The sequence below is a fragment of the Maricaulis sp. D1M11 genome (genome assembly GCF_047308265.1).
In the GTDB taxonomy this organism is placed as follows: Bacteria; Pseudomonadota; Alphaproteobacteria; order Caulobacterales; family Maricaulaceae; genus Maricaulis.
Genome location: NZ_JBKQWY010000008.1, coordinates 44,587 through 64,316, shown reverse-complemented (window position 1 = coordinate 64,316; position 19,730 = coordinate 44,587). Strand labels below are relative to the sequence as shown.

Below are 19,730 nucleotides of genomic sequence, written 5' to 3'. Positions count from 1 at the left end.
CCTGAATCAGCTAAGCTTCGGACGCCTGGATATCAGCAACATGCAACATATCCTCTGGGAAGGAAAGCACCGGACGCGGTGGAAACCGCATGCCGCTGACGTCAATTTGGTGGATAAATCAGATGCTTTCCTGTGGGCTGGCTGGAAAACCAGAAGAAAGTTTCCGCTGTCAACGAAACGTCAAGCTGTAGGGGGTAGATTTTGACAAAACTCGTGGACAGAATCACGATGAACGAGATGGTGCCGGTATGAGTCTGAAGCGTCTGATTGCGGGAATCCTTGTCAGTACGGCGATGTGCGCGAGCGCAGCGGCCGATCAGGCTGTCCAGAATATCCGGTTCGGCGTGGACGGGGACCGGACCCGGATTGTGGTCGAAACCTCTGAACCGGTCGATTTCAATGCATTCACGGTCGACGGTCTGAGCAATCGGCTGGTGATCGAATTGCCCCAGAGTGCATGGCAAGTGTCCGGCCTGGAAACGGGCGAGGGCATGGGCCATGGCGTGGTGGGTCAGTTCCGTTTTTTCAACTCGACCACCGCGTCGCGTCTTGTCTTCGAACTGGACCGGCCGGCAGTAGTGGTTGAGGAATTCAGCCTGGGTCCGCAATCAAGCGGCGGTCATTATCGGGCTGTGATTGATCTCCAGCGCACCACAGAAAACGATTTTCGCATTCAGTCCGGCTTCCAGCAAAACCAGGTCCTGACCAATCTGATCGCGGATCGCGTTGAGGCTGTTTATACACCGCCGCCGCGCGAACGCCGTGTGATTGTTGTCGATGCCGGTCACGGCGGGCGCGACCCTGGCGCGATCGGTGTGTCTGGCACGTATGAGAAAACCGTTGCCTTGGCGGCTGCGCTCGAGCTCAAGGCTCAGCTGGAAAGCACGGGTCGGTACGAGGTCTATCTGACCCGCTCCGATGACACCTTCCTCACACTGCCTGAACGGGTTGATGTGGCCGCACGTCACCAGGCTGATCTGTTTTTGTCGATCCATGCGGATGTGTCCGCCAATGCCGGTACGCGCGGTGCAGCGGTCTATACGCTCAATGACCGCGCCGAAGGGCGTGCGGAACGTATCGCCCAGCGTGATGCGGATCCGAACCGGTCACCGGAAGTGAACAACATCCTGATCTCTTTGGGTTTGCGGGAGAAACGCAACCAGTCCGAGGCGTTTGCCGATGTTCTGCTGGATAATCTGTCCCAGGCTGGACCGCTTCTGACTAATCCGCATCGCCAGGAGAATTTCTATGTCCTTCTCGACAGCCGGGTTCCGGCCGTCCTTCTGGAGATGGGCTTCCTGACCAATCGCACGGATGAAGCCAATCTGATGTCGGCCAGCGTTCGCCGTCGCCAGATGGCGGCTGTGGTTGAGGGGCTGGACGAATACTTCGCCACGCGCGGTGATGAAAACGATACAGCGCGCCACGCCTCCTTGCAGTCCGCGCGCTGATTTCAGGTCACATTCTCGTTTCAAACACAGTGCAGATCGTTTGCCCGCTTTGCCTCGAGGGCTGAGCGCGTCATAATGCTGCCGTATAAGCCATGCTTTAAAGGCCGCGGACTTCCTGAGGGCACCGATGAAAATCTTCACTCTGCGTAATTTTGTGCGGGCCGTCCTGTGGGGCGGTGTTGCGGCTGTGATCTGTGCTGTGGTCGGATTTATCGCGGTCGCGGTCTATGTCGTGCGGGTCACGGAAGATCTGCCCGATTATCAGCAGCTGGCCGAATACGAGCCGCCGATCATGAGTCGTGTTCATGCCGGCGACGGGCGTTTGATTCAGGAATATGCCCGTGAACACCGGGTCTTCGTACCGATCGAGAATATTCCCCAGAACGTCATCCATGCGTTTGTTGCTGTGGAGGACAAGAATTTCTATGATCATGGCGGTCTGGACTTCAAGGGAATCGTGCGCGCGGCCTTTGCCAATATTGGTCATGTCCTGCGCAATGAACGCCTGGAAGGCGCCTCGACCCTGACCCAGCAGGTGGCCAAGAACTTCCTGTTGTCTTCGGCACAGCGCCTGGAACGCAAAGTGCAGGAAATGGTGCTGGCGCGGCGTATCGAGCGGGCCTTCACCAAGGATCAAATCCTCGAACTCTATCTCAACGAGATCTATTTTGGTCAGCGCTCCTACGGGATTGCCGCGGCCAGCCTGAACTATTTCGACAAGGCCCTGGATGAGCTGAGCCTGTCTGAAGCCGCCCTGCTGGCCGCCGTCATCAATGGCCCGTCACGTTTCCATCCGATCCGCCATCCCGAGCGCACTACGGATCGGCGCAATTACGTGCTGACCCGCATGGCGGAGGATGGCTACATAACCATGGATGAGGCCCGCGCTGCTGCGCAGGACCCGCTACAGGTCGCCGACCGGTTGTCCGGGGATGAATATCTGGCAGCCGAATACTTTGTGGAGAATGTGCGCCGCGAAGTCTTCCAGATCTATGGTGAGGACGAGCTTTATGATGGCGGGCTGTCCATCCGCACTACACTGGACACTCGCATGCAGCTGGCCGCGCGCCGGGCCTTGCGTGACGGTCTGGAAACCTATGACCGTCGCCATGGCTATCGCGGTCCGGTCACCACGCTCGATCTGGGCGAGGACTGGGCGAGCCAGCTGGCCGAAGCCACCTTGCCGTCTGACCTTGATGCGGACTGGATGGGGGCGATCGTCCTTGAGGTTTTAGATGACGTGGTCCGTGTCGGCTATCTCAGTCCGACAGAGTTTGATGCGGATGACACGCCGCTGCCCATGGAAGGCACGATTTCCCTGGCCGAGCTGGAATGGGCGCGCGAGGCGCTTCGCGATGGCGAGGTGGGGGCGACCATCAATCGGGCCAGTGATGTCTTGTCTGAGGGCGATGTCGTTCTGGTCGAGGCCCTGACCGGGGATGAGGTCGAGGATGGCGCATTTGGCCTGCGTCAGTATCCCGCGATCAATGGCGGTATCATGGCGATGGACCCGCATACCGGTCGGGTGCTTGCCATGGTAGGCGGGTATTCCTTCCAGCACAGCCAGTTTAACCGGGCCACCCAGGCCCGACGTCAGCCGGGTTCAGCGTTTAAACCTTTCGTCTACGCGGCCGCGCTGGACAATGGCTACACACCCGCCAGCCTGATCCTGGATGCGCCCTTTATCGCCAGCGGCGGGGATACCGAGCGGTTCTACATGCCGTCGAACTATTCCGAACGCTATTATGGCGAATCCACTCTGCGTTTGGGCATTGAGCTGTCGCGGAATGTGATGACGGTGCGCCTGGCGCAGGAGATGGGCATGCAGCCGATTACCGATGTCGGCGAACGCTTTGGCATCTATGATGATCTCCAGCCGACGCTCGCCATGTCCCTGGGAGCGGGCGAGACCACGCTCTGGCGTTTGATTTCGGCCTATGCCGCGCTGGTCAATGGCGGGCACCAGGTGGAGCCGACCATTATTGACCGTGTCCAGGATCGCAATGGTGACACGATTTATCGTCACACGCCGTTGAGCTGTGAAGGGTGCGACCAGCTGGAATGGTCCGAGGATCTCTCTGAGCCGGTTTTCCCGGAGATCCGAGACTCCGTTATTGATCCGGTGACCGCCTATCAGGTCGTGTCCATGATGGAAGGCGCTGTTCAGCGCGGAACCGGCACGGCTTTGCGGGAACTGGGCCGGCCCCTGGCGGGCAAGACCGGAACGACCAATGATTTCCGCGATGCCTGGTTTGTCGGATTTGGTCCCGACCTGGTCGTCGGCGTCTATGTCGGTTTCGATACGCCCTATCAGCTCGGTTCAGGCGAGGCCGGGGGCCGTGTTGCGACACCTATTGTGCGCGATTTCTTGCGCACGGCACTGGAAACCTATCCTGTGGCCCCGTTCCGCGTACCGGAAGGGGTTCGACTGGTGCCGATCGAGCGTCGTACAGGCGATCCAGCCATTCTGGGCCAGCCGGGTGTGATCCTCGAAGCCTTCCGTCCGGGAAGCGAACCCTCGCGTCGTAGTGAAGAGGAAGAGAGCGGTCTGAGCTTTGCGTCCACCGCGCTCTCTGGTGATGCCAGCCTGGTGGCTGCCGCCGAGGAAGAAGAGGAAGAGGAGGAAGAGGATCTGGGTGGGATCTACTAGACCCGGCCTGCACCTCCTCCCTTGTTTCCGTCTTTGCCCGCGTCTAAGTCGGGGTCTTTGACTTTTCTAGCCATGGAGACTCGCCGCTCATGCGCGCTGACATCCAGACTTTGTCCGATGAAATACAGCAGGCCGTAGGCTTGCTGAGGAGGCGTCTTTGACTGGGATACGGCCCAGAAACGCCTAGACGAACTCAACGCTCTCTCTGAAGATCCGGAATTCTGGAATGACCCCCAGAAAGCCCAGGTTCAGATGCGTGAGCGCAATCGCTTGGATGCGGCGATCAAAGTCATTCATGACGCGGAAAACGAGCTGACTGACACGGTCGAGATCGTCGAACTCGCCGAAATGGAAGGCGATAGCGACATGATCGATGACGCGCTCGACGGCTTGCGCAGCTTGCGCGAGACCATGAAGCGCGCTGAGCTTGAAGCGCTCCTGTCCGGCGAAGCCGATGGCAATGACAGTTATCTGGAAATCCACTCGGGTGCGGGCGGAACGGAAAGCCAGGACTGGGCCTCCATGCTCACGCGCATGTATTCGCGTTGGGCCAATGCTCATGGATACAAGGTCGAGGTCATCGAGGAACAGGCCGGTGAAGAGGCCGGTCTTAAGTCTGCCACCTTGCTCATCAAGGGCGAAAATGCCTATGGGTGGCTGAAGACCGAAACAGGGGTTCATCGCCTGGTCCGGATTTCGCCCTACGATTCAAGTGCGCGCCGTCATACCAGTTTTGCCAGTGTTGGCGCCTATCCGCTGATTGATGACAAGATCGAGGTGGAGATCGAGGAAAGCAAGGTCCGGGTTGATACCTATCGCGCCTCGGGCGCGGGCGGACAGCACGTCAACACCACGGATTCGGCCGTCCGTCTGACCTATGACATGCCCGGTCAGGAACGTCCGATCGTCGTGCAGTGTCAGAATGAGCGGTCGCAGCACAAGAACCGGGCCCAGGCCTGGGACATGTTGCGGGCGCGGGTGTATGAGATCCAGCTGGCCGAGCGTGAAGCTGTCGCCCAGGCGGAAGCGGATGCCAAGACGGAAATCGGCTGGGGTCACCAGATCCGTTCCTATGTGTTGCAGCCCTATCAGATGGTCAAGGATCTGCGCACCAATGTCGAAACCTCCAATACGGGCGGTGTGCTCGACGGGGATCTCGATGATTTCATGGCCGCTGCTCTGGCGGCCCGGGTCGGTGGCGATGAGGACGAGGACTAGTTGTCCCTGTTGGGAGGAGCGGCCGAGGTCTAGTCCGCCCCTCCCAGCAAGTCTGCAATGGCCTTAACATAGGCCTTGAAGGCCTTGCGGCCGGCAGGTGAAATCCGCGCGCGGGTGAGGGGTTTGCGGTCGATGAAACTCTTCTCGATCGCGATATAGCCTGCATCTTCCAGCTTGCGCAGATGAATGGATAGATTGCCGCGTGTGGCCTCGAGCGCGCTGGCGAGCTCGGTGAAATCGGCCACTTCTGCATTGGCCAGATACGTCATGATGCCCAGCCGCAAGCGTCCGTGGATCACGTCGTCAATCTGACCAATTCCGGGAGATTTGGGCGGCATATCGACTTTACGCGTCCTGTTTGTCCGCCAGACGCATGATGATCCATCCGGGCACGGCCAACAGGGCAAACAAGGCAACCGCAATAATCAGAACATAGGTCGGTGTGTGCGCGGTGAGGCCCAGACCGATCGCGGCCGTGATCCATCCCGCCGACACCAGGCCCAGCCAGAGGCGTTTGCGCAAACGAAAGCCCGCAAACCAGGCTCCGGCCTGCACGGCAAATATCGTGGGCGTGTAGTAATACCAGATCCCGGGATCGCGCTGGCGGATCGTGACCACAATGAAGAACGAAACGATGGCAAGATTGGCGATGCCGGCTGCTTCGAACGCGCTTTCATAAGCTCTGGCACTGACGGATTTGCTGCCCTTTTTCCGGTTCCGCCAGATGATCACGCCCAGTACGATGAAGAAAACCAAGCTGCAGCTGATGACGAAGGCCAGATAGAACGGTCCGGGCAGGGCCACGTAACCGGCCCAGGCGGCCCATTGGACCAGAGCCTGCACACTATAGATCAGACCCGCGCTGAACAGGGCCAGCCCCATGGTCTTGTTGGGTTGCGATGGTGTTTCCGCGAGTGCACGCAGAAAGGCCAGATCGTCTCGTGCTGTCTCCAAGTCGTCGCTCATGGGCGCTCTCCGGGCAAAGCAGTGTGGAGCGCCTCCGTGAGGAGACGCTCCAGGGTCAGTGCCATCTTATGCGATGATTCATTCGGCGTGCGAGGTCTGAGCAGTGGACCCGTCCGTTTTGGACTTGCCCGGATAACGCCGGCCATTGAGCCAGCCACCCAGAACCGTATTGCGCACCAGCACGTGATAACTCGCCAGGCAGACCGCCAGTGTGATGAGGTTCACCAGTGCGAATTTCAGTCCAACCGGTATCGCCATGTCGGAGAACCAGACCTGCAGGGCCATCACGATCGGCAGATGCAGGATGTAGATCCAGTATGAGGCGTCGGCGACATAACGCACGATCGTGTTCTCGCGAGCAAAGATGATGAGACCCAGGCCCAGAAGAGCGAAACACCAGGCCCAGCCTGCGGCGGCATAACTCAGCGCATAGATCCATGTCTCCAGATTGTCTTCGCCGGCCGTAAAGCTTGGCGCCAGCCCAACCTGCAGAACACACCAGATGGTCAGGCCGACCGCAATCAGCGCATAGACCGGGGCCCAGGTCTTCAGACGGTCGAGGATATCGCGGCGGCGATGCAGCAACCATCCCACGGTAAAGGCAAATCCGTATCCGGTCAGTGCAACCGTGTTGGGAACCAAACCGCGGTCAGGCGTCGGAATGCCGAACCACATCATCCAGTTGGGCTCCAGCATGAAGGCCAGGCCCAGCGGCAGGGCCAGGCTGATCAGACCAATAGGTGTGTAGGTGATCAGCCCGATGACGCGGTCCATCAACCCGCCCAGATGATCACCACGGTCCACCATGCGGATCAGGGCCCTCAGGATGATGGCGACCGGATAGAAGAGTGTCAGCAGGTACAAGAACCACAAATGCGTTAACGGGAAGGTGTCGACTGTCAGGGGCGGTTGTTCATCCTGGGGCATTTCTCCGCCATTCGCCTTGACCGCACCCCAGATAATGGCCGCTACTACGGCGACAAAGACCGGCAGCCAGAAGGACAGCAAGGGCAGGGTGATGCGTTTGAACCGGTCGATCGCCAGACCCAGAGCACCGCGCTTTTCGTAGGCCAGTCGGGCGAAAAAGCCGGCGATCAGGAAGAACAGCGTCATCCTGAAGATATGGGGCAGGTAGAAGGCGAGGCTGAAGGCCGTATCCGCCTGCTGGTCCACTGTGATCCAGATGGGAATACCCCAGGGGCCAGGAATGAAGGACATGGCGGCGTGCAGCACGACGCCCAGGAGGAGGGCAAAGGCGCGAATGGCGTCCAGCCCGTGCAGTCTCGGGGAGGAGGAGGCAGTCATGTGTGTATCTCCGTTTTCGATACACTACCCATACCGCAGACAGGTTTAAAAAACAAACACGTCTACAAAACTGAGATATTGAGCAAAAACAGAGGGTTGGAGGAGGAGGGGATGAATTGAAGGAAAAAAGGGCTGAAAAAACGCGTTCAAGCCGAGGGGATTAGAGAGGTTATGATCCCGTCTTCCATGTCGCGCCAATTCTGCCTGGCGCGGTCAGGACACAAAAAAACCGACGATCGAGAGATCGCCGGTTCTTCTCATGGGTCTCAATGCTGTAAGCGTTAGACGCCGGACTTGGAGGCCGGTTCCACCGGGGACAGGCCAGCCGGTTTTGGCGGCGCACCGGCGTCAGACTTGGACGCTTTGCCGGCTTTATCATTGGCCGGGCCGGATTTGGTTGCGGACAGCGGGTCGCTGGAGTGGCGGCAATGGCCGTCAAAGAAGGCACCGCTTTCAACAGACAGAGCAGCGTGGACGATATCGCCCTCGACACGTGCCGTAGCGGCCAGCTGAACCTGGCGGGCATGGAGGGAACCGGTCACGCGACCGCGAACCACAACGGTCTCGGCCATGACTTCGCCCGTGATCGAGGCTTCTTCACCCACGATCAGAGATCCGGCGCGGATATCACCGTCAACAGAACCGTCGAGCTGGATTTCGCCTTCAGAGACGATGGAACCCGTGACGACGATGTCGCCGGACAGGATGGAGGGGGCTTTGCTTTTCATGGCGGACCTTTTCGGCGGCGTTCCCGGATTTGCGCCCGGATCAGGAAGTGAGAGGTCTTTGTTGCTGCTACTCTTGTTGAACATATCGTCCGGCTCTCAATAGGCGTTCAGGATCGATGGGGGATCCATCAAACCAGATTTCGTAATGAAGGTGCGTTGCCGTACTGCGACCAGTATTGCCCATGCCCCCGATCAACTGGCCACGCTCGACCGTGTCACCACGACGCACCGAGATTTCATGCAGATGTCCATAGCGGGTACGGAAGCCGTAGCCATGATCAATCTCCACAAAACGACCATAGCCGGAGCGCCAGCCCGCGTAAACGACTTCGCCCGGTGCGGTTGAAACAATCGGAGCTCGGCGATAAGCCGCGAAATCCATGCCGCGGTGGGCTTGCGGGCGCCCTGTGAAAGGATCACGACGCGGACCAAAAGGTGAGGTGCGGCGATAGGGCACAGAAACGGGTTCGCCCAGCGGTGTGCGGCGGACCATGTCTTCCAATTGCTCGGCTTCCAGCATGCGTGCGGCGATCCGGCTGATCCGGCTGGTGAACTCGTCCGTCATGTCGAGGTTCGGACCGAAACTCTCGATGATGGGAACCAGCGGGCCGCCCTGTTCTTCACCGGTGGTCTCTTGGGCCATGATCTCATCAATGCCAAAGCCGGTCAGGCGCATCACAGAGCGCAGCGTCTCCAGACGCGCCTCGGCCGCATCCTCGGCCTGGGCGAGAACCGCCTCCTGTTCACCGACAAGGGCGATAATGCGATCCTCGGCGGAATCCGATGCGGCTGTGGGGATGAAGACGACGTCACGCGCTTCACGCGGTGTCGGATCAGCGGGTGTGGCCGCCATCAGGACCCGTTCATTGTCGATCATCGGGGATGGCGACAAGGCTTCGCCCGAGAGGTGTTCGGCGAACTGAATGAGCTGACGCAGGGTTTCGTGACGGCTCTGGAACTCGACGACCGAGCGATCAAATTCTTCCTGGGTGGATTCGAGAAGGGCCGTTGCGGCCGCTTCCGAGGCCTGGACCTGCCGTACGACCGAATTGGCTTCCTGGATGCGCCGTTCCATTTCGTCATTCATGGAGGCGAGCGCCTGCCCATGAAAAGCCACGGAAACGGAGGTGAAACACAGCCATCCGGCCAGGATTGCAGCCCCGACAAGCGCAGAAATCTGCATGCCGGTCGTGATCGCAAAATAGCGAACCTGACCGTCACTGCGGTGATAGATCTGTCGATCCGGAAACCAGCGCTCTGCCGTCCCCCAAATCGCTTCTTTAAAACCTGCGAACATACGCGCTGCCGTTCAGCTACCGGTTGCCCCAAACCCGGATAGGGATGTGACACAAAAGGGCACAAAAATTCAAGCGTCTGTGATGCAGGAAACGCGCCTTATCCGGCTAAAGGTCGATAAAAGTCAGCTGGCAGCCCGGCTTTTTCGCGTGCAGCTTCATTAAACGGCATCTTGAGTTGCCCTTTGAAGCGCGTTTCGACGAGTTCGTGGAATCGCGACTTGGCATCGACCTGTTCAGTGCGGCACACCGTTCTGAACCATTTTGCGCCCGCAGCCACATGTGCCACTTCCTCGGTGTAGATTGTTGTGAGGATGGCCGCACTTTCCGAATCGTCTGCCGATTTCAGCCGTTCAATCATAGCGGGGGTGACATCCAGCCCGCGGGCCTCGAGAACCAGTGGAGCCACGGCGAGACGGGCCGCGAGATCATCGGCTGTGGCCCGTGCAGCATCCCACAAACCATTGTGAGCGGGCAGGTCACCATAGTGTGCGCCCAGCGCGTTCAGACGCTCTTCGACAAGAATGAAATGTCGGGCTTCATCATCACCGACACGGATCCAATCGCTGATGAAGCCTGTCCGCTCCGGCTCGGGAATTCGCGGATCGGAGGCGAAGCGCGCGACGAGATCAAAGGCCAGATCTATCGCATTGAATTCGATATGGGCGATTGCGTGCAGGAGTGCCACACGACCGTGCACAGTGTGCAGACGACGGCGCGGCACGTTTTTAGGGTCGGTCAGCTCGGGGCGCGCCGGTCGGGCCGGGTCACCCTGGTCGGGCAGGGGCGTTCCGCGTTCCACCAACGAAAAGCGTCCGGCAAACCAATCCGCGGCCACGCGGCGGGCACAGGCGGCCTTGTCGCGGGGGTGGGCTGTCGCCAGAACCGCCCGGACGGCCATGTGTACCTGTTCACGCACTAGCTGGACGCGTTGAGTGTTTGGGTGGCCTCGAGCACGGCATCAACATGACCTTTCACCCGCACCTTGCGCCAGATCTGGGCGATCTTGCCATCGGCCCCGATCAGGAAGGTCGAGCGCTCAATGCCCATGTATTCGCGCCCATACATTTTTTTCAGGACCCAGGCGCCGTAGCGTTCGATCATATCTGTCTCAGCGTCAGACCCGAGAATGACCTTGAGGTCGTGCTTGGCCTTGAACTTGTCGTGCTTGGCAACTGTGTCCTTGGAGACGCCGATCACTGTGGTGTTTTCAGCGCCAAAGCTTTCAATCGCTTCGGAAAAACCGATCGATTCCGTGGTGCAGCCCGGCGTGTCATCCTTGGGATAGAAGAACAGCACAACATTGCGTCCCGCTAGGTCGGCGAGTTGAATGGAGCCGTCCCCGTCGGTGGGAAGTGTAAAATCCGGAGCCGGGTCACCGATTTTCAATTCGCTCATGATGCAATGCTCCCTATCGGTCTCGTGAAATGAATCGTATGCACGCTAATGTGAAACAGAGCGGCTGCACGTCCAGCCCCCTTTACCGGTTCGCCGTGTTGTAATGCAGGTCCAATGGTCAAAACCTCGCTGAAATGGTCGGTTATCTACCTGCTTGAAGGGGTCGCCCTGCTGATTGCGCTGTGCATTTTCGGCGGTGCGCTGGCGTTGTGGCGATTGTCACAAGGTCCGGTTGAACTGGGTTTTCTACGGCAGGATGCCCAGACGATGCTGGCGCAGGCCTTTGATGGCGAAGTCGTGGCGCTGGGCGAACTGACTGCCCGATTTGACGTTGAAACCGCTGCACTGGTGATCAGCGCTCGTGATGTGACCGTGGCCGATAGCGCGGGTCGGGTTCTGGCCCGCGCCCCGGTGATCGAGGCCGGTCTTGCCGTGGATGCGCTGATGCTGGGTCAGGCCCGGCCTGTCATGCTGGATATTGATGGCGGATCCGTTTCGGTCGTCCGTCTTGCGGATGGCGCAGTCGGGGCCGGGTTGGGCGGGGTCGAACGGGTCGCACTTCAGGCCCGCTTGCCACGTGACCGGCAGGCGGCCCGCGCGGGTGGAGCGGATGAAACGCGCAGCCTGCTCGAAATTCTGCGCAATGTTGGCCAGACCACGCCGGTTCTGGAGCGTCTTCAGCAGGTTGTGGTCCGCAACGCTTCCGTCCGTTTGAAGGACGAGATTTCGGGTGTCGACTGGCTGCTTGAAGATGCCGGCGTCATGCTGGATCGCGGGGACGGCCAGGTGCGCGCCGGTGTGTCCGGGCAATTGCTCACCGCTGCCGGTTTTGCCCCGATTTCGTTGAATGTAGAGGCCGATGCCGGGCTGACCTCGCTTCTGCTCGACGCCCATGCCGAAGCGCTGAATCCGGCCACGATTGCTCCGCTTCAGGGGGAATTGTCCGCATTGGGAATTCTCGACGCCGCGGTCACGCTCGATCTGAGTGTAAATGCGCATGAAGGTGAAGGCATTCGCACGGCCATGCTGGATGTGCAGGTGGCTGAGGGACGTGTGCGGCTGGGCGATGAATGGCATGCCGTCAGCGAAGCGGGATTGCGCCTGGGCCTTGATCCGGAGGTCGGGGAGCTGACCTTGAGCGAAGGTCGGATTCGATCCGCTCCGCTGGATCTTGATATTCAAGGCCGCTTCTTCAATCTGGGCCAGTATGATGGCGTGATCCCCACCCGGCTGTCCTATGACTGGTCGGTGGAGAATATCCGCTTCAATCTGCCGGATGTGTTTGACGGCGAAAGACGCGTGGACCGTGTTGCCGCGGCCGGGGCGATCGATGTGCGCGAACGCCATCTCTCGCTGTCACCGCTGCGTCTGGATCTGCTCGATATCAATGCCGAACTGGTGGGTGAGGCCTTTCTGAGCGAGCCTGAACCGGGACGGGTTCTACCCAATCTTCGCTTGTCCGGACCGCTAGACGGCGTGCTCAACCCAAGAGAGGTTCTCGACTTCTGGCCCATTCCGGCCGCTGATGGTGCCCGGGTCTGGGTGGATGAGCACGTGATGGATGGACGATTGTCCAATGCCCGGCTGGATCTCGATCTGAATGCCGAGGCCTTTCTTGCGGGCGCGCTGGACAATGACCGTATGGCGCTGAGCTTCGATTTTGAAGACGCGCTGGTCTATTACATCTCCACCATGACACCGATCACCCAGGGACGCGGCTCTGCGGTTCTGCGTGGCAATGCTTTTGAGCTGACGATGGAAAGTGGCCGGATCGGGGATCTGGAACTCGAGGATGGTTATGTCGACATTCCGCGCCTCAATCCCAAGGGGGCTATTGCCCGTTATGGGGGGCGCGGACGAGGGCTGGGTTCCGATATTCTGGCCCTTATCGATCAGGAGCCCATGGGCTATCCCTCCGATTATGGCATCGACCCGCAGAGCGTCGGCGGGTATGGCGAAATGCGCTTCGAGATCCAACGGGCCATGCTCAGTGAAGTCCCGCCGGAAGAAGTGGGTTTCGACATAGCCGGAACGTTCGAGGATGCCTCGCTCGATGTGCCGGGGCTGCCGGAGGGGCTCACCGATGGCCGTGTCCAGATTGAGGCCAATCCAAGTGGGCTCACCGCGCGGGGCAACGCCAAACTGTTGGATGCAGACCTCAACGTGGTCTGGCGCGAAACATTCTTTACCGATGACGAGCCCGGGACCGAGATTGATTTGACCGCCCTTGTGGGCACACGGACGCTCGATCAGCTGGGTCTGCCGGTCCGGCGTCTCATGGATGGACGGGTCGGTGTCACCGCACACGTCATCTCGGATGGACTTGATTTACGGCAGGTCGATATTGAGGCGGATCTCACCCCGGCCATTATCGAACTCCCGGCTGACATCTATTACAAGCCCGAGAATGTGCCCGGTGAGGCCAGCCTGACATTCTCCCGCAGCGCGGATGGAACAGTCCGGCTGGACGAGGTCCATGCGGCCTCTGAAGGCTTTCTTCTGGATGCCAGTGCGGCTTTGGCGCCGGACGGGCGTTTGCTTCAGCTCAGCGCACCGCAGGTGTTTATCGAAGGCCTGGTCAATGGTGCACTGGAGGCCGGTGCGGGTGAGGGGCTGGGTGAGGCTCCCGCCCTGCTGGTTCGTGTGGATGCGGACTATCTGGACCTCTCATCCGTTCTTCCGGAAATCCGCGCCGCTTCAAGTGCGTCCGGTTCACCGCCAACTGAGGAGGCTGAGCCTGGGGCTCAGGGGCAGGCGCTTTATCTGGATGCGCAGATCGATGAATTGCGGGTCAGCCCAACACGTGCTGTCTCTGATATGGAAATCATCTGGCGGGCGGAACCGGAAGGTGTGCGGGCCTTCACCGTGACCGGGACCGCAGAGGATGGCGCTTTCCTCGCGAATTTTGGAGCCCAGGAAGAGGGCGGTGCGCGTCTGCTCCATGCGCTTTTCCCTGATACCCAGGGGCTCGCCAGCCTGGTAGGCGCTCCAGATTATTTTGTCGGCGGTGTGTTGTCTGTCGAGGGTGAGGCGCCGCCTTTGGGGCATGACGGCCCCCTGTTCGCGCGGCTGGAGGTCCAGGACCTCACTCTGATCCAGATGCCGGTGCTGGCCCGTATTCTCGCTGCCGGGTCGTTCGAGGGGCTCGGTGCCCTGCTCAATGGTGAGGGTATCAATATTGAGAGTGTCAATGCAGAATTGATGATCGAGGGCGGAGTTCTGACCATCGGGGAATTGCGCGCTGCGGGGCCGTCAATCGGCATGACCGCGTCCGGTTCGGTGGATTTCACCAATCAAAATGCCGGTCTCGACGGAACTCTGGCGCCGACTTACGCCCTCAATTCCCTGTTCGGAAATGTGCCGCTGATTGGTGGTCTGCTGGTCTCACGTCCGGGCGAAGGGGTGATCGGCGTGACCTTCTCTGTGGAAGGTCCGTTCGACAGTCTGACGGTTTTTGCCAATCCGCTCTCGGCCCTGGCTCCGGGTGTTCTGCGTCGGATCTTTGAGGGAACAGCCGCGCAGCGCGCGGCCGAAGAGCGGGCGCGCCGGGATGTTGAGCCGCTCCCGACGCCTGTTGAAGTCGAACCTGACACCGAGCCTGACGCTGCACCGACACTGGACGTTGGCGAGCCTTCGGCCACGGATGGGTGATGAGAGTTCGGTGGTGTCCTAGACCACAAGCACGAGGGCGTGTTTTTTCTTGCCCAGGCTCAGCTTGATCTGACCCTCCACGATATCAGCCTCGCCGACCCCGGCCGTTGCGTCCGAGGCGGCTTCGTCGTTGATCTTCACGGCCCCTTCTTTGATCTTCCGCTTGGCTTCACCGTTTGACGGGGTCAGACCGGCGCGTGTCAGCAGGGCAGGAAGACGCATGGCGTCAGAGAAAAGCTCGTCGCGTGCAATCTCAACCGTTGGCAGGGCTGCACCCGCTCCGCCCTGGGCGAAGGTCTGACGGGCTGTCTCCTCGGCGGACCGGGCGGCATCGACGCCGTGCAGCAGGCCCGTTGCTTCATTGGCCAGGCGCACCTTGGCCTCATTGATCTGGGCCCCCTCCAGCGCTTCCAGCTGGGCGATGTCGTCGAGTGGAAGATCGGTGAACAGGCGCAGGAAACGCCCGACATCGGCATCTTCAGTGTTGCGCCAGAACTGCCAGTACTCGTACGGGCTCAGCATGTCGTCATTCAGCCAGACCGCGCCATCCGCGGTCTTGCCCATTTTCGCGCCGGACGCCGTTGTGATGAGCGGTGTGGTGAAGGCGTGAACCTCTTTCTGGTCCATACGGCGACACAGCTCGACGCCATTGATGATATTGCCCCACTGATCTCCACCGCCCAGCTGCAGGGTGCAGCCATAGCGTCGGTTTAGTTCTAGGAAGTCCACGGCCTGGAGCAGCATGTAGTTGAATTCGAGGAAGGTGAGCGGCTGCTCGCGATCCAGGCGCATCTTCACCGATTCAAACGTCATCATGCGGTTGATGGTGAAATGCGGACCGAAGCGGCGCAGAAAATCGAGATAGCCGAATTCGGACAGCCACTCATCGTTATCGACAACGACCGCATCGGTGGGGCCATCACCAATACTCAACAGCGCGCCAAACGCACGCAGAATGCCCTGCTTGTTCGCTTCGATCTGGTCCGGCGTCAGCATCGCGCGGGATTTGTCCTTACCGGAAGGATCGCCGATCTTGGTCGTGCCGCCGCCCATTAGGATGATCGGTTTGTGGCCGGCCTGCTGAATGCGGCGCAGCATCATGATCTGGACGAGCGAGCCCACGTGCAGGCTGGATGCCGTGCAATCAAAGCCGATATAGGCGACAACGCGCTCCGACTGGGCGCGCTTGTCGAGTTCAGCCAGGTCGGTCGATTGGAAATGATATCCGCGACCGTGCAGTGCGTTCACGAGTTCGGACTTGTATTCGCTCATCAAATCTCTCCTTATCTGTCGCTTCTAGGTCGTGTCTGTGACAGTGAAAAGAGGGCTTGGCATGAAACATGTCATCGGACTGATGAGTGGGACATCGTTGGACGGTGTTGATGCAGCCCTGATCGAGACGGATGGTGAGGCGCGGATCCGCGCCCTGGCCGGTGTCGAACGCCGTTATGTCGATGAGGAACGGGCCGTCCTGCACGCCGCGGTCGAGGCCGCTCTCGCCTGGGGTTTTGAAGGAGACGAACCGGATTTTTCAGCGGCTGAGGCTGTTTTGACCCGCACGCACGCCGATCTGATCGAGCAGGTTCTTGCGACATCGGGGCTGGCAAGAGACCAAGTTGCGTATGTGGGTTTTCATGGTCAGACCGTTCTGCATCGCGCGCCCACACCGAAGCGCGCCGGTGCCACCCGACAGATCGGCAATGGTCAGGCGCTTGCTAATAAGCTGTCCATCCCGGTGGTTTTTGACTTCCGAACGGCAGACGTTGCGGCGGGAGGGCAGGGAGCCCCGCTCGTACCGCTTTATCATCAAGCGCTCAGCGAAAATGCAGGTCTGTCCGGCCCGCTCGGCATTCTCAATATCGGTGGTGTCGCCAATATCACTTACATTGCTGAAGATGGTGCGATCTCAGCCTTCGACACCGGCCCCGGTAATGGATTGATCGATGCGTGGTGCCAGCGTGTGGGGCATGGCACTTATGACGCTGACGGGCAACTCGCGGCCCGAGGTGAAGAGAGTGCGGCGCGTTTGGCTGAGCTCATGGCGCATCCGTTCTTCGCCCAACCTGTTCCTAAAAGCCTCGACCGGTGGGATTTCAGCCTCGATCCGGTCGCCAATCTGCCCGAGGCGGAGGGGGCCGCAACCCTGGTGGCGTTTACCGCGGACACGATTGCGCACGCCGTGGCCCAGGCGGGACCCTGCCGCGACCTCCTGGTTACGGGAGGCGGTCGACGCAATCCGACCTTGATGAGGCGATTGCAGTCCGCCTTGCCGGACACGCGGGTGCGGCCTGTGGAAGACGTGGGCTGGCGCGGCGATGTTATGGAGGCGGAAGCCTTTGCCTGGCTTGCAGCGCGCGTGGCTCAGGGATTGCCGACGACCGTGCCTGAAACGACCGGTGTGGCCCGGCCGACCAGCGGGGGACAGATTGTCCAACCCCGCTGATCAGTAACGGCGTGTCGATGCGCGGGCCTAGCGGCGTCCGCGAGCGGCCAATGCTTTGCGTTCGTCTTCCACATAGGGCAGGCGACCGTCGAGATAGGTATTGATGCGGGTCTCCAGAACCTCCTGGTGTTCGGAGAACAGGTGATTGGCATCGGGGATCACATCACGTGTGATTTCAATGCCTTTCTGGACGCGCACTTTCGACATCACGCGCTCGACATCATCCGGCGGCACGATCTTGTCGGCACCGCCATGCACGATGATGCCCGAGGCCGGGCAGGGTGCCAGGAAGGTGAAATCATACATGTTGGTCGGTGGAGCGATGGAGACGAATCCAGCGATCTCCGGGCGGCGCATCAGCAATTGCATACCGATCCAGGCGCCAAAGGAATGGCCGGCGACCCAGCAATAGCTGGCACCTTGGTTATAGCTTTGAACCCAGTCGAGCACGGTTGCGGCATCGGAGAGTTCACCCAGGCCCTGATCATAGCTGCCCTGGCTGCGTCCGACACCGCGGAAATTGAAGCGCAATGTGGCAAAGTCACGCTTGCGGAAAGTGTCGTACATCATGTCCACAATCGGATTTTCCATGTGTCCGCCACCGAGCGGATGCGCATGCAAAATCAATGCGATGGGAGCATTTTCAGTTTCGCTCGGGCTGTAGCGGCCTTCCAGGCGGCCGGCCGGGCCGGGAATAATAACGTCAGGCATAAATACCTTTGTCCTCGGTCTTGTGTTGCCCCCGGGGGCGATGCGCTGCGACCTGCGTCAAGACGACCCTTGTCCTGCGCGTCCACCGCCCCATATACTTGACTTGTGTGGTCGGATATTGGACGAGCCGCACCCAACCTGCGACCGGCGAGCCGATCGCGAAGGGCGCGTCTTAGCACAATCTGTTAGCGCGATGCGAGTGTTTAAGGAGGCAATTTCATGAAGCTGAGCACCAAGGGGCGGTATGCCGTCATGGCCATGGCCGATTTGGCCCAGGCGACCCAGGCGGGTCCTGTGACGTTGAACGATATCGCGTCCCGCCAATCGATCTCGCTGTCCTATCTCGAACAGCTCTTTGCTAAACTGCGTCGGGCGGATGTCGTCCAGTCGGTGCGCGGCCCCGGTGGCGGCTATCAGCTGAGCCGTGAGGCGGACCAGATTCGCATTTCCGATATCATCATGGCGGTTGATGAGCCGCTCACGGCGACGCGCTGTTCACAGGCCAAGGGCTGTCTGGCCGACGGCCGTCGTTGCGTGACCCATGACCTGTGGGACGAGCTGGGCCGACACATCTATCTCTTCCTGTCCTCGCTGACCCTGGAAGATGTGCTTGAGCGTCGCATTATGGGCGCTGCAACGGGCGCGCTCACCTATATTGATCGCTCGGACAAGGGAGCCGCCGCCGCGGCCCAGTAAATGACGATCTATCTGGATCATAACGCGACGACCGTGACCCGGCCGTCGGTGATATCCCTTATGGCTGAGGTCATGGGTGAAACGGGTAATGCCTCCTCGGTTCACCAGTCCGGTCAGACGGCGCGCCGACGTGTGGAAACAGCCCGGCGTCAGATCGGCAAGGCCCTGTGTGCCCGACCGGAGGACATCGTCTTCACCGGGACGGGGACAGAGGCTTTGAACCTGGCCCTGTCCAGCCTGGCCGCTGGAGGTGAGACCCGGCGCTTGATCGTGTCTGCGATCGAACATGAAGCTGTTGCTGAAACCGCGCAGCGAACCGGTCTGGAAATCGAGATCTGGCCCGTGAACGCCGCTGGTGTGGTCGAGCTGGACTGGCTTGCCGATCGATTGATGCGCTGGACAACAGAAGACGGTGTCCCGGCCCTGGCTCTAATGCGCGCCAATAACGAGATCGGTACGCTGCAGCCGGTGGCGCAAGCCGCAGCCATGATCCGCGAGCATGGAGGCCGCGTCGTCATGGATGCGATCCAGGCCGTGGGCAAAGTTCCGCTCGATCTCGCCGAGATCGGCGCAGATTATGTGGCGCTGGCGGGCCATAAATTCGGTGGACCGCAAGGATCAGGTGCCCTGGTCATGGCGTGCCATGCGCCGCTTAAACGCCAGATCCATGGTGGAGGCCAGGAGAGCAATCGCCGCGCCGGCACACTCAATGTCGCCGGGATCGCCGGTCTGGGCCTGGCGGTTGAGGAGGCCGTCGCGCAGCTGGACGCGTTTCAGACGCTCGCTGGCAAGCGCGATCGGATCGAAATGGCCCTGGGTCAGCTCGGCGCAGGGATCCAGATATTGGGTGAGGGCGCGGAGCGCTTGCCCAACACGCTGGGTGTGGCTGTGGCCGGTTGGCGCGGCGAGACCCAGGTCATGGCGATGGATCTCGCGGGCGTGGCCATCAGTGCGGGCTCGGCCTGTTCTTCCGGCAAGGCGCGCAGCTCCAAGATGGGAACAGCGCTGGACCTGCCCGCCGAAATGGCCGATGGGGTGGTCCGCATCAGCCTGGGGCGGACCACGACGGATGCTGAGGTCGACGCGTTTATCGCCGCATATCGCGAGGCCCATGCCCGCATCCGCCCCGCCCGTTTGACCGACACACACCTGACTGACACACACCGCGACACCGCGGCTGCCTCAGTTCGAGGCTGACCGAGACAGGACAAAGACACC

The 19,730-nt window shown here is 60.3% G+C and carries 16 protein-coding genes; 7 read left to right on the top strand and 9 right to left on the bottom strand.

Features of this window, described 5'->3' with window-relative positions; all coding sequences use genetic code 11:
- Nucleotides 1-248: 248 nt before the first annotated feature.
- The 3 genes from RMQ97_RS12840 (at nucleotide 249) to prfB (ending at nucleotide 5,319) form a co-directional block, all read left to right on the top strand.
- Nucleotides 249-1,451, top strand: coding sequence for an N-acetylmuramoyl-L-alanine amidase (locus RMQ97_RS12840; RefSeq protein ID WP_413661291.1), 1,203 nt, complete (start codon nucleotides 249-251; stop codon nucleotides 1,449-1,451).
- A 127-nt stretch (nucleotides 1,452-1,578) separates the two neighbouring features.
- Nucleotides 1,579-4,101 carry a penicillin-binding protein 1A gene (locus RMQ97_RS12835; RefSeq protein WP_413661290.1) on the top strand — a complete coding sequence of 841 codons (2,523 nt, stop codon included), beginning with the start codon at nucleotides 1,579-1,581 and terminating at the stop codon, nucleotides 4,099-4,101.
- Nucleotides 4,102-4,190: 89 nt separating this feature from the next.
- Nucleotides 4,191-5,319, top strand: a protein-coding gene (prfB, locus tag RMQ97_RS12830; RefSeq protein WP_413661289.1) for a peptide chain release factor 2 whose coding sequence is annotated in 2 segments (ribosomal slippage) — nucleotides 4,191-4,259 and nucleotides 4,261-5,319 — 1,128 coding nt in all. Because the reading frame shifts where the segments join, the coding sequence is not laid out codon by codon here.
- A 29-nt stretch (nucleotides 5,320-5,348) separates the two neighbouring features.
- Here the strand turns inward: prfB and RMQ97_RS12825 are convergent.
- The 7 genes from RMQ97_RS12825 to RMQ97_RS12795 all read right to left on the bottom strand — a co-directional run bounded on the left by RMQ97_RS12825 (nucleotide 5,349) and on the right by RMQ97_RS12795 (nucleotide 11,011).
- Nucleotides 5,349-5,657 carry a winged helix-turn-helix domain-containing protein gene (locus tag RMQ97_RS12825; RefSeq protein WP_413661288.1) on the bottom strand — a complete coding sequence of 103 codons (309 nt, stop codon included), beginning with the start codon at nucleotides 5,655-5,657 and terminating at the stop codon, nucleotides 5,349-5,351.
- Between the two features lie 7 nt (nucleotides 5,658-5,664).
- On the bottom strand, nucleotides 5,665-6,285 hold the full coding sequence (locus RMQ97_RS12820; protein WP_413661287.1) for a hypothetical protein: 621 nt from the start codon (nucleotides 6,283-6,285) through the stop codon (nucleotides 5,665-5,667).
- 78 nt (nucleotides 6,286-6,363) lie between these two features.
- Nucleotides 6,364-7,590, bottom strand: a complete 1,227-nt coding sequence (locus RMQ97_RS12815; RefSeq protein ID WP_413661286.1) for an acyltransferase family protein — start codon at nucleotides 7,588-7,590, stop codon at nucleotides 6,364-6,366.
- Between the two features lie 281 nt (nucleotides 7,591-7,871).
- Nucleotides 7,872-8,318, bottom strand: a complete 447-nt coding sequence (locus RMQ97_RS12810; RefSeq protein ID WP_413661285.1) for a bactofilin family protein — start codon at nucleotides 8,316-8,318, stop codon at nucleotides 7,872-7,874.
- 67 nt (nucleotides 8,319-8,385) lie between these two features.
- Complete coding sequence (locus RMQ97_RS12805; protein ID WP_413661284.1) at nucleotides 8,386-9,615, bottom strand: peptidoglycan DD-metalloendopeptidase family protein; 1,230 nt, start codon at nucleotides 9,613-9,615, stop codon at nucleotides 8,386-8,388.
- 98 nt (nucleotides 9,616-9,713) lie between these two features.
- A complete protein-coding gene (locus tag RMQ97_RS12800) occupies nucleotides 9,714-10,514 on the bottom strand; it encodes a ferritin-like domain-containing protein (RefSeq protein ID WP_413661283.1) in 801 nt (266 codons plus the stop codon).
- A 17-nt stretch (nucleotides 10,515-10,531) separates the two neighbouring features.
- Nucleotides 10,532-11,011 carry a peroxiredoxin gene (locus tag RMQ97_RS12795; protein ID WP_413661282.1) on the bottom strand — a complete coding sequence of 160 codons (480 nt, stop codon included), beginning with the start codon at nucleotides 11,009-11,011 and terminating at the stop codon, nucleotides 10,532-10,534.
- A 114-nt stretch (nucleotides 11,012-11,125) separates the two neighbouring features.
- Here RMQ97_RS12795 and RMQ97_RS12790 point away from each other — a divergent pair, with 114 nt between their 5' ends.
- A complete protein-coding gene (locus RMQ97_RS12790) occupies nucleotides 11,126-14,662 on the top strand; it encodes an AsmA-like C-terminal domain-containing protein (RefSeq protein WP_413661281.1) in 3,537 nt (1,178 codons plus the stop codon).
- A gap of 18 nt (nucleotides 14,663-14,680) precedes the next feature.
- On the opposite strand, the gene tyrS is transcribed toward RMQ97_RS12790, so the two are convergent.
- On the bottom strand, nucleotides 14,681-15,934 hold the full coding sequence (gene tyrS, locus RMQ97_RS12785; RefSeq protein WP_413661280.1) for a tyrosine--tRNA ligase: 1,254 nt from the start codon (nucleotides 15,932-15,934) through the stop codon (nucleotides 14,681-14,683).
- Nucleotides 15,935-15,995: 61 nt separating this feature from the next.
- On the opposite strand from tyrS, the gene RMQ97_RS12780 reads away from it, so the two are divergent.
- Nucleotides 15,996-17,105, top strand: coding sequence for an anhydro-N-acetylmuramic acid kinase (locus RMQ97_RS12780; RefSeq protein WP_413661279.1), 1,110 nt, complete (start codon nucleotides 15,996-15,998; stop codon nucleotides 17,103-17,105).
- Between the two features lie 27 nt (nucleotides 17,106-17,132).
- Here the strand turns inward: RMQ97_RS12780 and RMQ97_RS12775 are convergent, their stop codons facing one another.
- Nucleotides 17,133-17,816 (bottom strand): alpha/beta hydrolase, encoded by a 684-nt coding sequence (locus RMQ97_RS12775; protein WP_413661278.1) that lies wholly within the window; start codon nucleotides 17,814-17,816, stop codon nucleotides 17,133-17,135.
- A gap of 219 nt (nucleotides 17,817-18,035) precedes the next feature.
- On the opposite strand from RMQ97_RS12775, the gene RMQ97_RS12770 reads away from it, so the two are divergent.
- Both RMQ97_RS12770 and RMQ97_RS12765 read left to right on the top strand, forming a co-directional pair.
- Nucleotides 18,036-18,512, top strand: coding sequence for an Rrf2 family transcriptional regulator (locus RMQ97_RS12770; RefSeq protein ID WP_413661277.1), 477 nt, complete (start codon nucleotides 18,036-18,038; stop codon nucleotides 18,510-18,512).
- Complete coding sequence (locus tag RMQ97_RS12765) at nucleotides 18,513-19,709, top strand: cysteine desulfurase family protein (protein ID WP_413661276.1); 1,197 nt, start codon at nucleotides 18,513-18,515, stop codon at nucleotides 19,707-19,709.
- Nucleotides 19,710-19,730: the final 21 nt, after the last annotated feature.